The sequence below is a fragment of the Lysinibacillus sp. EB106-09-02-XG168 genome (assembly GCF_058791475.1).
On sequence record NZ_JBYTDN010000003.1, the window covers coordinates 3,352,466 to 3,365,766 of the forward strand.

At 37.4% G+C, this 13,301-nt stretch carries 11 protein-coding genes; 2 read left to right on the forward strand and 9 right to left on the reverse strand.

What is annotated here, in order from left to right:
• Positions 1 to 789: 789 nt before the first annotated feature.
• The 5 genes from AC3WSO_RS17200 to gpr form a co-directional block, all read right to left on the reverse strand.
• Entirely contained in the window at positions 790 to 1,059 is a 270-nt protein-coding gene (locus AC3WSO_RS17200; RefSeq protein WP_323647411.1) for an FmdB family zinc ribbon protein, read from the reverse strand.
• 20 nt (positions 1,060 to 1,079) lie between these two features.
• Positions 1,080 to 2,258 carry a formamidase gene (gene fmdA / locus AC3WSO_RS17205; protein ID WP_492532511.1) on the reverse strand — a complete coding sequence of 393 codons (1,179 nt, stop codon included), beginning with the start codon at positions 2,256 to 2,258 and terminating at the stop codon, positions 1,080 to 1,082.
• Positions 2,259 to 2,996: 738 nt separating this feature from the next.
• The gene (locus AC3WSO_RS17210; RefSeq protein ID WP_492532512.1) at positions 2,997 to 4,895 is read right to left on the reverse strand and encodes an acyltransferase family protein; all 1,899 of its coding nucleotides are present in this window, start codon (positions 4,893 to 4,895) and stop codon (positions 2,997 to 2,999) included.
• A 497-nt stretch (positions 4,896 to 5,392) separates the two neighbouring features.
• Positions 5,393 to 6,238: a stage II sporulation protein P gene (spoIIP, locus tag AC3WSO_RS17215; protein ID WP_492532513.1), complete on the reverse strand. Its 846-nt coding sequence runs from the start codon at positions 6,236 to 6,238 to the stop codon at positions 5,393 to 5,395.
• Positions 6,239 to 6,290: 52 nt separating this feature from the next.
• Complete coding sequence (gene gpr / locus AC3WSO_RS17220; protein WP_492532514.1) at positions 6,291 to 7,307, reverse strand: GPR endopeptidase; 1,017 nt, start codon at positions 7,305 to 7,307, stop codon at positions 6,291 to 6,293.
• Positions 7,308 to 7,469: 162 nt separating this feature from the next.
• Between gpr and rpsT the strand changes: the two genes are divergently transcribed.
• On the forward strand, positions 7,470 to 7,718 hold the full coding sequence (gene rpsT / locus AC3WSO_RS17225; RefSeq protein WP_079562884.1) for a 30S ribosomal protein S20: 249 nt from the start codon (positions 7,470 to 7,472) through the stop codon (positions 7,716 to 7,718).
• A 144-nt stretch (positions 7,719 to 7,862) separates the two neighbouring features.
• Here the strand turns inward: rpsT and holA are convergent, their stop codons facing one another.
• Positions 7,863 to 8,873: a DNA polymerase III subunit delta gene (gene holA / locus AC3WSO_RS17230; RefSeq protein ID WP_492532515.1), complete on the reverse strand. Its 1,011-nt coding sequence runs from the start codon at positions 8,871 to 8,873 to the stop codon at positions 7,863 to 7,865.
• A gap of 164 nt (positions 8,874 to 9,037) precedes the next feature.
• On the opposite strand from holA, the gene AC3WSO_RS17235 reads away from it, so the two are divergent.
• Positions 9,038 to 9,175, forward strand: a complete 138-nt coding sequence (locus AC3WSO_RS17235; protein WP_492532517.1) for a YqzM family protein — start codon at positions 9,038 to 9,040, stop codon at positions 9,173 to 9,175.
• Positions 9,176 to 9,226: 51 nt separating this feature from the next.
• Here the strand turns inward: AC3WSO_RS17235 and AC3WSO_RS17240 are convergent, their stop codons facing one another.
• The 3 genes from AC3WSO_RS17240 to AC3WSO_RS17250 form a co-directional block, all read right to left on the reverse strand.
• The gene (locus AC3WSO_RS17240) at positions 9,227 to 11,062 is read right to left on the reverse strand and encodes a DNA internalization-related competence protein ComEC/Rec2 (protein WP_492532519.1); all 1,836 of its coding nucleotides are present in this window, start codon (positions 11,060 to 11,062) and stop codon (positions 9,227 to 9,229) included.
• Between the two features lie 434 nt (positions 11,063 to 11,496).
• On the reverse strand, positions 11,497 to 12,066 hold the full coding sequence (locus AC3WSO_RS17245; protein WP_492532520.1) for a ComE operon protein 2: 570 nt from the start codon (positions 12,064 to 12,066) through the stop codon (positions 11,497 to 11,499).
• A 411-nt stretch (positions 12,067 to 12,477) separates the two neighbouring features.
• Positions 12,478 to 13,125 carry a helix-hairpin-helix domain-containing protein gene (locus tag AC3WSO_RS17250; RefSeq protein ID WP_492532522.1) on the reverse strand — a complete coding sequence of 216 codons (648 nt, stop codon included), beginning with the start codon at positions 13,123 to 13,125 and terminating at the stop codon, positions 12,478 to 12,480.
• Positions 13,126 to 13,301: the final 176 nt, after the last annotated feature.

Below are 13,301 nucleotides of genomic sequence, written 5' to 3' on the forward strand. Positions count from 1 at the left end.
CTGTTACATCAATACTTGTAAGTGTTTTATGCGGTTTTTAGATTTTGCAGGTTAATGTATATTACAGCATGATTTAGAGGATATTCGGGGCTAGATTGGGACTAATAAAATATGGCGAGCGTGTGTAAAGGAATGCGTGAGTAAAAAAGATTGAGGCTAATTCCTTCGACCTTTTTGTTGGTAAATTATAAGTATATCTCACTTACATAAAAAAATAGCACTGCACATATTTGTCCGATTAATAATAAAATTTACGAGTATAATTCAAAACATTTCCCGAAGATTTACGAGACAGAAATGGACCGCTACCTAACAGATAGAAATGAACAAATCCTCGGCGGCATATTAGGTGAAATTTGTTGGAATTGGTTAAAGATCCATACACTTTTGATTGATGAAGATATTCGTGGATTATGTTACGCTTCTAACTTATTATTAGAAATCGAACAAATTACTTTAAATAACAATGTTATGCCTTTCCGTTTGTCAGAATTGTGTCTAAGTTATGTCCAATCCAGCTGTTAAACCACTTGGCGCTTTGATAATGCACTTCAAGACTCCACAAAAAGCTGATTGGCCATTTTACAACGGGCAATCAGCTTTTTGTGTCGTTTAGAGATGATTAATATACGTTGAAATAAAAACTACTCGGCGCTCGGGAATACCACCCTCAATAAACTAGACAGAAAACTACTGTCAGTCTTATTATTTTCACCTATCACAGTAGGCGCCTTGGCTAGATGATAGAATAGCATCTTTATCCAATATATCCAGTAAAGCAATAAGTGCTTATCCGAATTGCCACGGACGATTCGCGCCCGCCTTTTTTCTTGGCTTATTGGTCCCTAATTCTTCTCGACTCATAATTTGCGGTTCCATTCCCTTTTCAATTTGCGAACTAAGTGCTCTCGAAAGTGTATACACATTAGGTGCAAAATAGACCCGATTTGACTCTAATTGGCAAATAGGACAAGTTGATTTGTCTTTATTCCCTGCCATTGATTTAAAAAATAACGTAAAATCTCCACAATCATTGCAACGAAATGTGTAACTAGGCAAGAATAAACCTCCTTATCCTATCACTTTGGCATAATATTTTTATCGAATATTTTTGTAGGGATTGCAATGGTACAACAAGCATTTGGAACATCGACTATGCCATTGATTCGACTTTCAACTGGTGCTGTACTCAGCAACATATAGGCTTGTTCACCTGTATAACCCAGCGTTTTTAAATACTCAATGGCATTCAAGCATGCCCGACGAAACGCAAGATTAGCATCTAAATAATGTTGTTTCCCATCCTTATTATCTACTGAAATCCCTTGGAAAACGAGGAAATCATTATAGTTTGGATCTACTGGGCCCGGTTGGAATACAGGATTCTCGTAAATTTTATAGATTTCCATGCCACCTTTAATGACATCCACCTTTAAATCAATCCATCCTGCCATCTCGATACCACCACAAAATGTGATTTCTCCATCCCCTTGTGAAAAATGAAGATCTCCTACCGATAACTTCGCCCCCTCCACAAATACTGGGAAGAAGATTTTCGACCCTTTAGATAGATTTTTAATATCACAGTTCCCGCCATTTTCCCTTGGTGGTACTGTTCGAGCTCCTTCCTTAGCCACTCGATCAAACTCAGCCCCTTTTAATGTTCCGAGCACTGCCCTCTCCGGAGTAGGTGCATTGGCCAATGTTGGAACCCGGGCCGGGTTGGTCATGATGAGTTCTTTTTCTCGTTCATTCCATTTTTGCAAAAGTTCCATAGAGGGAGCAACGCCTATTAAGCCAGGATGGATAATTCCAGCAAACTTCACACCAGGTACATGTCTCGAAGTCGTATAAATGCCTTCAAAATCCCAGATTGATTTAGCTGCTTCTGGAAATTCGTCAACTAAGAAACTCCCCCCATTCTCTCTTGCGAAAATGCCGTTAAACCCCCACGCCGAATCTTGAAAAGTACCAATATCTAAAATATCTACCACAAGTAAATCTCCAGGTTCAACGCCATTCACATAGACCGGTCCACTCAACACATGAACACGTGCAAGATTCACATCTCGAATATCATTTGGACTATCATCATTTTTAATTTGTCCATCTGTCCAGTCTTTACATTCCATTCTAAAAGAAGTGCCTGGATCTACTGAAAATGCTGCTGGTATGTCTGGGTGCCATCGATTGTGACCAGGATGCGCCTGTTCTTCCATTGATTTGCTTAAATCTAGTTTGTACAGAGTTTTCACCATTTGATTTACTCCCCCCCAGTTTCTATGTAAGTGGTGTATGCGATTTCATATTATCAAAGATAAATATAAATGTCAAATTATTCAGAATATTCAACCTCCTATTAAGAAACAAACTAGAATAAATTGAGGGCAGTCAAATGGATTATTTCTAAAATCTCACACATTCAGTATCCCCCTCACCTAATCGTAATTCACCAAATATTCTGAACCTTAACCAAAAAATAGATATAAACAACTATTTATATAAAGTTGTATTATTTACTTTCTTTGTCATTTATTGTGCATCTAAAATTGGTTTGTAACTAGGCTCATTAATCTTTTTTTATGCAAATATGTATTGACAATAAAGTACAGTATATTGGAACGCCAATGTAGAATGTAAATTTCGTATCTGGACTGGAGGCTGTGTCTATAAGATTTACGACCATGTATTGAAGGAATTAGAGAAGCAGTCTGTAACACTGTTTAGTCAAAGTTATTGGCAAGTGGGGCAAATTTTAGGGCTAGCAACTAGTCCCACACGCTCTGAACCCTTGATATAAAGGTATTTCTTGAAACTTCAAATTATTTTGAATTATACTATGAACCTTATAAACCCCACAACATTAGAACGGCATAAATGCTGTTAAATCAATGGTTCTTCTAAATAGCGTGCCAGAGTGCTTAAGATTTTCCTACAAAAAAAAAATAGCCAGCTACACCTATAGCATGGTGCCTGCTGGCTATTTTAATATTGGATTATATATTGACTGATTGTTGAATGAGGCTCGTTAACGTAGTAATACCTTTTTGTACTAAATGAACGCCATCCGGAGCAAAAAATTCTGGATGATTGATAGCAGTCGAATGCCAATCAATCAATGTAATATTATCGTGCTCTTGAGCTTTTTGTTGTAATGAATAATTCACTTTACCTTCCCAAGCACGAGGTACCCGTGTATTCACTAAATAAATATCGGCATTGGAGAAAGCTTCAAGTAGTGCATCAATCTGATCATTCGTAAAGAAACCATTTGTGCCAAGTTGAATAATAACAGCTTTATTTGGCTGATTAAAACTAGCATAATTAGGTGCCAATTGGATCGCTTGTGAAACTTGGCGTCCAATTTTTGCATCAATCGTAATGTTTGGATAGATATTATGCAAACTTGAGGCGATATCTATCATTAAAGAATCGCCAATTGCTAATATTCCATTATAGGATTCATTTTCAGGGTTAGCAGTAGCATCATTTTCTCCTTGCTCAGGCTCTTCTTTGTCAGGAGGGCTAGCTTCAGCTTTTTCATTCTCACCATTCCCTGAGTCGCTTTCTGGTGCTTCTTTTTCCGTTACGGCATCATTCTGCTTAGACGGTTGTTGTTCTCCACCATCGATTTTAATTTCTGTTGGTTGAGACTCTTTTGACTCCGTTTTTTCTTCACCTACTACACCTGTCATCCCAGTAAAAAATACTAACAGGAATAGTGGAACGAGCACCGTTGAAACTTTTCTAGCAATCGTTAGGCTGCTCCACTTATTTTTATTAATGACAAGGTGCTGTCGATAGTAGGCGCGGAATCCTTCCTTCCGTATTGGCATTTCGATAAATCGATACGATAATTCAGCAATCATTAAAATAAGAACTAATTGTAATGCAACTCGCCAATACGCAGGATTACCTATCTCATGAACTGGCGTACCCAATACCATAATCGGATAATGCCATAGATAAATTCCATACGATCTTGAACCTATCCAACGCAAGGGCTTCAACGAAAGTATTTTTCCTAAAATGCTAATTGGATGACAAACACAGGCTATTAATATAGCTGCATTCAAACAGAACAGGAACATACCTCCTCTATATAAGAAAGTTTGATATTCATCTACAAAAATAATACTTAAAATGAAAATACTAAAAGCAACCAAACTTATTGCATTTAGTTTATTGACATGATCAGTAGATAATTTTTGAGAAGATAGTCTTTTCATCGGCCAAACGAGCGCTAGCCAGCAGCCTATAAGTAATTCAAAAGAACGCGTATCTGTCCCGTAATATACTCGACTTGGATCCGCTCCTGGTTCATACATTATGCCCATTAACACAGCTGAGCATATTGCAGCGATAAAGATAAAAATGGCTAATTTAGCTTGCTTTTTAACAAGATAAAGCCCTAGGATTAACACAATTGGCCAAATCAGATAAAATTGTTCCTCAATGGCTAAAGACCATAAATTTTTTATAGGTGAAGGAGATCCAAAACTATCAAAATAAGAGAGTTTGTGAAAAATGAACCACCAATTACTTGAATAAAAAATAGAGGATATTGCATCTCCACGCAATGTATCTAGAAGTTCCTTATGAAATAAGGTAGCCCAAGCGAATGAAGTAATAATCATTACGTATGCAGCAGGTAGTAGGCGTCGAAATCGCCCAATCCAAAATGCCCCCAATCCTACCGTTAACTGATTTCCTTTTAAGGGTAAAACAGTAGAAGTAATTAAGTAACCCGATAAAACAAAAAAGATATCTACTCCTAGGAACCCACCACTGGCCCATTTGAAGTTAAAATGATAAGCTATCACAGCTAGTACTGCTAAAGCTCGAATCCCGTCTAACCCAGGGATATAACGATGATTGACTGCCTTGCCTGACATAATATTCCGTCCTCTTCTTCCGATAATCCATAAACCTTTGCGACATTTTTATAGTGTAAACGTTAGTTTTAAGCTACATCGTCCCCTTTTAACGATCGAATCAGTGCATTCACTTATATAATTGACGGATGAGTATTTAAAAAAGTTTACATTTTATCACATAAACACCACGAAATCCTTCTCTTATGTATAGTTACCTTTTATCCTTTTTGGGATAAAGGTTCATTTTACCCATCAAAAAAGCATCTCCAAAAATGGTAGATGCTTCAAAAGCGTATTTCGCCTATTGCATATGCCTCAAAACTTTTACAACTCAAAGTCAAATCTTTATGTGCTGACTCGAAAATTATAAGGCAAGAAACGAATAATTAAAAGGCTTAACTTCTATTTTTTCAAAAAAAATTTCTAGCATTTTTGCAAACAACTATTCTTTTTAAAAAATAGTAAATGCAACGCTTAATTGGCAAAAAGAGAGACTATTATGATAATCTCTAATACTATTGTTTTTCTGTAACGAAAGATTTTGCTATAGCTTTTCCTATTACAGCAATTGTACGATTCAATTCTTCTTCTGTATTGTCAATTCCACCTATTTCGATTAAGATCATTTCTTTTGTTAAATCTTGATTATAACGTCCATCCACAGTATCACCACTTTTTGATATAACACCTCTAGAAATTTTCGGCACAATTTCATTCATTGTAGCTGATAAACTTTCTGCATACGCAGTATTCCATCTATAATTTTTATGCTCTGCACCAATGACAATTGCAATCCGTGCATATGATTCGTTATTATGAGTTATCGTTGTCGCATTTTTCCTAGCAGAATCTCGATGTAAATCAATCACTAAATCGTAGGATTGCTCTTGTAAACGTTTTGCTAGATAAGGACGTACGACGTTGTAAGCTGCCGGAAAAAGCTTTTTCTGACGTTTTAATTCCTTCATCACATCAACATCTAAAACGTCCGTTTGTATACCATTCATACTAAAATGCTTAGAAATAGTATCTTTTAAACTAAAAATATTTGTTTTGTCATCATAAACTGCCGCTTTCCCGCTAACAGCTTGCACTATTGGTTGATATGCTTCCTCTGAATGCGTAAATACTAACAATACTTTAAATGGATCTTTTATTTCCTCTTTTATTTCCTCTTTTGTCTCCTCAAGGACACTTTGTTCAGGTAAATTAGTAGCGGCAAACACGACTGGTTTATCCTCTGGCTCTTTAATCGGAGTCGATGCTTGCTTGTTGAACGGAAGTTGCCCAGCAATGACAGGTAATACGAAGAAGAACAATAATAAACCAAATGACCACTGTAGTTTTTTTAGCAAAGTCACACCCTCCTCCCCTTATCGTATGGAGAGGATGTGCCTTTTAGAACGGAAAAAATTATAGATTATTTGCCCAATTCATAAGCATAGATGATACGAGTTTTGCATAATTATCTATCCAATAATCGGCTTCTTTTGGAGTAACCATCAGCTGTGTATGAGAGCCTGCGAAAGTCTCTGCAAACAATTGCTGACGCTCTTCTTTAGACCACGTAGCCCATTCACCAAAAATCGGCTGTACTAAAGACATGTCTAGTTCTTTATTTATATCTGGTTGCCAAGAAGACAATGACAATTTTGATGAAGGTTTACTCCGCTCTGACACTCTTGCAGCTATAGAACGTAGCATTACCTCTACAGCATCGGCAATTAGTACAGGCGCATCAACTACTGTTGGGATACCAATTGCAGTAACAGGAATGCCAAGCATCTCATATGAGATCTCCTTACGCTTATTTCCTACCCCTGAACCAGGGTGTATCCCCGTATTCGTTAATTGAATTGTTTTACATAAGCGGTCACTAGCTCTTGTTGCAAGTGCGTCTACAACAATAATTAATTTTGGTTTTAATCGTTCAGCTATCGCCGCTACAAATTCACCAGTTTCATATCCTGTTTGCCCCGTTACACCAGGCGCATACATGACGAATTTTTCATCAATTACATCTAAACTATGCAAATGATCAATAAGATATGGTCCTATAGCATCTGGTGTAATTGTACGATTACCTAGACCAATAATTAATATTTTGTCATCTTCTTTCCATGACATGAATTCATGCATTTTTTTAAAATTCACAAGTAATTCTTTCTCAAGCTGCTCAAAACCTTCTCGATCTTCTAACGTCAAAGTAGGCACAGAGAGGGTAATATACTGCCCCTTCTTTTTCCCAATTTGCTGCTCGCCTTCTGCATTCACAACTACATCAGTGATTTTTACCCGACCAGCATTCCGATCTTCAATTTGAACACCACTCGACTCTTCAAGCGTTTCTTTTTGTTCTTTCGTTTGATGTAAGACAACCTCTTCAGATTCATCGATTAAATCTGTACGTTGCCAATTAAAATTTTGCATACAGTTCACCTCAACTGTAGTTTGTTCAAACTGTCAAGTAAATATTCTTTGCATTTATCTATTGCAATTTGGCCAAGCGTTTGTTAAAATGATTTTTGTTGTATTGACACAAGAAATTAATGAGAAGATATCATCTCGTACCTATTTTAGGAGGTGAAACATATGCCAAACATTAAATCTGCGATTAAACGCGTAAAAGTTAACGAAAAAGCTAACGCTGCTAACACTAAAGCTAAATCTGCAATGCGTACTACAGTGAAAAAAGCTGAAAACGCTGTTGCTGCTAAAGCTGAAAACACACAAGAACTTTTACAAGCAGCTTACAAATCTTTAGATAAAGCAGCTTCAAAAGGACTTATCCACAAAAACGCGGCGGCTCGTAAAAAGTCTCGCCTTGCTAAAAAAGCGTAATTGTTGTAAAAGATCAGTATACTCTATTTAGAGTTGCTGATCTTTTTAATTTATAAGAAAAATCAATTACGCCTAAAAGAGCTGCCCATATTGCTTCGGACAGCTCATCAATAGTTGTTTTCATTTTACACAACCGTTATCCTCTTAAAGTCGGCGCAGTAAGAAGAGTTCTAAATAACGCTCACGATTGCCTCCTGTTGATTTCAGTTGTAAATCGACCTCTGCTAATTGATATAAAGCCTTCAATAAGCTTTCCTCTGACGGACGATTACGCTGCTCAACCATTAACTTGACACGATAAGGATGTATTTTTAAATTTTTTGCGATTTGCTGTGGATGATAACCCTTTTTTAATAAATAAAAGACATTGGACATCGTACGCACATTTGATGCAAGTAATCCAACAAGCATGATAGGCTCTTGCTTTTGACGCAATAAATCGTGATAAATAGATAATGCTCCAACAGAATCGTTTGCAAAGTAAGCATTTAACATTTTAAATGCATCCTGCTCTAATGTTTTTGCTACTAAATCCTCGACTAAAGTGGCAGTTATTTCACCACCATCTCCTACATAAATAGTTAGCTTCTCAATTTCCATTTGCAACTGTAGCATATTTGGTCCAACCATTGCGACAAGCTGCTCAATCGCATTTTGTTTTATGCTGTTGCCTTCTGCTTTCACTAGACTTTGTATCCACACAGCTAAGTCCTGCTCCTTTGGTGTTTCAGCTTGGACTAATAACGCATGCTCCTTCATCATCTTTGTCACTTTTTTACGTTCATCCAATTTCTCATATGGCGCAATAAAAACGGTTACTGAAAAATCAGAAGGGTTAGCGAGCCATGATTCTATACGTTTTATATCATGGTCAATTTTTTCTTTTCCCTTTTCTGTCGCCTTTAAAAAAGATGCGTTTTTAGCAATAATAAGCTTGCGCTCAGAGAAAAAAGGAATTGTATCTGCTTCATCTATAACGGCATCCACTGGCATTTCTTCCAAATCAAATGTTGACATTTCAATCTCTTCTTCGGGTCCTATCACTTCTTTTAGCCGTTTAACTGTTTCGTCTATAAAATAGCTTTCTTCACCAACGAGTAAATAAACTGGTGAGAGCTGTCCTTTTTTAATATTATTCCAAACCGTTGAAATCATAATTTTCCCTCCATGTAGCAATACTACTAGTATACATGATTTATATTCCTTTGTGACTTTGACCGAATTGTGTCGATTCCTTGCCATATGGCAAATTCTCCGTTTCTTTATAGCTTTTATGAAATTGATGTCTTATAATAAATAACAGAATTGGAGGGATAACAATGAATCCATTTGAAGGAAAAAACATACAATGTCGCCGTAACGATGCAACCGATTCTGCAGTTGGCTTCGGTGTATCATTTGGAATGTTTACGCTTATGTTTCTTATCGCAATTATAGTAGAAGTAGCATCTAGATAATTAATTTTATGTCTAGGAAAAAGACCTTGCTCATTGGACAAGGTCTTTTTCCTATTGCACAGACCAACTATTTTTACGAATTCTTACTTCAATCGTCCCATCTATTCCTGTTGTTAATGTAGATAAATGTCGACTTGTAAAACGCTCCACAACCTCTTCATGTGGATGACGGTAGCGATTATTGAGCCCAGCGCTGAAAATGGTTAGTTCAGGCCGTAACAGCTCTACAAACGGCTCAATACTTGATGTTTTACTACCGTGGTGGCCGGCCTTCAACAATGTCATATCCGCTAACTGCTTATTGTATAGATGAAGAAGCTCCTGTTCGCCATGCTCCTCTAAGTCACCCGTTAACAATGCCCGAAATGAGCCCTGTTGCATATATAAAACGATTGAATCGTCATTGCCTTCATAAAGAGTGTCTTGGGGCCATAAATAATGAAAACTAGTGTTTCCTATGCGCCACGCTGTTCCCTGCATTTTTTCTTTCACAGGAACTCTTTTCTTTTTGGCTTCCATCAGTAAATCCCCCATTACTGCCTTGTCCATTGAACCAGGGGTGAGGTGAATTTCATGCATGTTAATCTCTTGCAAAATCTCTTCAGCGCCCTCTACGTGATCGGCATCCGCATGAGTGGCGATAAAAATATCAATGTTTCGTATCCCTTTTCCTTTCAAAAACGGTACAACAACCTGTCTCCCGACCTCATATGGACTTTCTGACGTCTTCCATATATCCTGCTGCTCAAAGCTTAGTAAGCCACCTGAATCAATAACATACACAGCCCTTCTAAACGGTAATTCAATAACTGTACAATCACCTTGGCCAACATTTAAAAATGTCAGTTTAGTTTCGCTAAACAGCATCGGCAAAAAATGAATACATAATGCAGGAATGAAGATCACAACTGCAAATTTATCATACTGTTTTATCTCGATAAAATAGAGGCCTGCTAAGACACTTATTAACGCCACGCAAATAAGCCATATAGCAGGCTTCCCTGGCGACCACAGCTGAAACGGCAAATCCTGTAGATATAAAATAAACTCCGTAAGCCAAACACGGAGCGGCTCGTACACATCAAATAAAGCTTTTGCTACTGGCTTTGATAGTATTGTTATAACAAACATAGTCATATTAAAAGGCAGAATAACAAAGGAAAACAGTGGTACGAAAATAATATTTGCTAAAAATGAAGAAATAGAAATTTCATAAAAATGATGGAGCAATAATGGATAAACAAGTAGCTGGCACACGAATGTAATGAAAAATGAGCGGGCTAACCAGTTCGCAAAACGTCTAAAAATGACAGCTGAATAGACGAGACTAACCGCTGCTAAATATGACAATTGAAAGCCAATCTGATAAATGACACCTGGCTCAAGAAGAACAAAACAAGCAAAGCTAATGGCTAGTGCATCATCAATAGATACGTGCCACCGAAAGTACCGCAATAACATGATTAATTCTACGACAGATATTGCTCGCCATACAGAAGGAGCACCTCCAGCTATCACCCCATATATAGGTAAGATGATGAGTAACACTGAGGTCGCTATTTCCTTCCTTACACCTATACGTAGAAGACCTTCAAAAAACAACCATGAGACGAACGCCACATGTAAGCCAGAGATAGCAAATATATGTGTGATGCCAAGCTTTTGATAGGCTTTTTGAAGATTATGGTCGACTTGATCCTGCAATCCTATTAGAAGTGCTTGTGCCTCTGCAACTAGCGACTTCGGGAATGTTATTTCAATATGTTTTTTCATATAGTGTCTCTGTTTAGCAAGAAACGAACGAATGGATTTTTTCTCTTCTATAAAGGTCCAGGTTGAAACTTCATATATTCCCCTAGCACCTTTACTGATTAAATATTTTTCCATAGAAAATGCATACTCATGTGCGGGTGGAAGGGGTGCTATTAGTTCTCCTTGAACTAGATAGGTCCTACCTGTCAATGACATAGTTTCATAAAAGTTTTTCTCTTCTTCTGACGAAAAAGTATAGACGACATATAGCTTCTCATCTGTTTCAGTTTTTACAAAGCCTCTGAGCTTTTGACCATTTATTTTATATTCGCTCGACCAAGTTATAGGGAATGTTGACGGTAGAGGGGAAGAATCCGTCAGTTGGAATGTAACGATGAAGAAATAGGAAAGAAATCCAAAGACAATCACAAGCGCTGAAATTAAACGTATTTCACCTTTCCATTTAAGCCAGAATGCGAAAAGTAGAAGAACGGCAAGTAGCCAAGCTGACTTGTGTGCCGCTATTGAAGCAACAAGTACAGCTAGTGCTACGTAAATCCATTTATGCTTTAAAGTTTTTTGCCAAATAATGAACTCACCTTCTGTTCATATGGAAGCAATTTTTCTGCTGGCATACCACTCTCACGAAGTTCGTTTAGCATGTCTATGTACAAGGCTAATTTTTCGTCGCTTAAGAAGTCGATTTTACGTTCATCAAACGGAACGTGTACTATCTCTACACCTGCTTTTTCAAATAACTCTTGTGCATAAGGGTTATTTTTATAATCCGTAGCGTAATACACACGTTCAATACCTGCTTGAATAATAGATTTCGTACATGGTAGACATGGGAAATGTGTAACGTATAAGTCTGCACCTTTTGTAGGCGTCCCATATTTAGCACATTGTAGTAGTGCGTTCATTTCAGCATGCACTGTGCGCACACAATGGTTATCAACAACATAGCAACCATTTTCTATACAATGTTCATCACCTGTAATTGAGCCATTATAGCCACCTGCAATAATTCGCTTATCTCTAACGACAGTTGCTCCTACTGCAAGCCTTGTACATGTACTACGTAATGCGAGTAAATGGCTTTGCGCCATGAAAAATTGATCCCAAGTAATTCGCTCCATATGACTACCTCCGAAAATTTACTTATATTGATTATTTACGCTGTGCTTTTATTGCAACAGTCCTTTTCTACTATAGTGTAGCCCTTTTTGAAAAGAGTCGTCAATATCTCAAAACTTACTGCCATTACAGATGTATTGGTTAACCATTTTTATCCACTCTAATTAGAAGGCACTGATTTCCGCTGCGGGCGAGCGTCGAGCCGCTTCCTCCGCTTTGTTGCTGTCGCTTCGCTTTCGCAAAGAAAACATCCGCTCCGTGGAGGGTCTCGTCTGTCTCGCTTTCCCGCGGGAGTCGAGTAGCCCTATGCTACAATCAGTTAAAAATGAGCATATATTAGCAAAATAGCAACATAAAATCTTTTTATCGCTCAATAATAAACCTATTTTTCCTAATCAACACGCCTGCTACCATTACTTAACTGTAATAAAATCTTTTAGCTTCTCAAATGTTTTGTCGCCAATGCCGCTCACTTTTTTTAAATCCTCAATTGTTTTAAAGCCACCATTTTCCTCACGGTACGAAATAATGCTTTGCGCCTTTGATGGACCAATACCTGATAATGTCGTAAGCATCGCTTCATCTGCTTTATTTAAATTGACCTTTTGATCTTTTATACCGTTGTCGCCTTGTGAAGTTCCGCTAGTAGGCATCTCCAAAATAGAGGAGGTAATTTCGTCTAGCTTTTCACCCTTTTGAGGAATGTAAATAACCATCTCATCCTCAACTTTTTGAGCATGATTAATGAGTTGCGTATCAGCATCCTGGGTATAGCCACCCGCAAGCTGTACGGCATCTATAATGCGTTTATCGGGCTGTAACTCATAAACACCAGGATACATAACAGCACCTTTTATATCAACAAATACCTGCTGTATGACCGCTTCATCAACAGATTCTTTTATTTCATGTTGTTCAATAGGTTGGATTGTTTCGATGAGCTCTTCTTGGGGAGGTGAAGAGTCAGAACTCGAAAAAAAGAAGTAACTAAGTCCACTGATAACAAGTATGCCGGGGATCAACATACTTTTTTTATACTTTTGCCAAAAAGATTGGATCATCAACTAACATCCTTTCCTTTGCAAAAGGTAATCATATGGAGTCTATTTCATCTTACAATATCATTCATGCGTTGAAAAGATAATTTATCTATTAAGACAAATACGAAGGTATCCCTGCCCTTTGCTTATTATGACACTGACATAATGATGTTAAATCATGTTATTATTGGAATCAT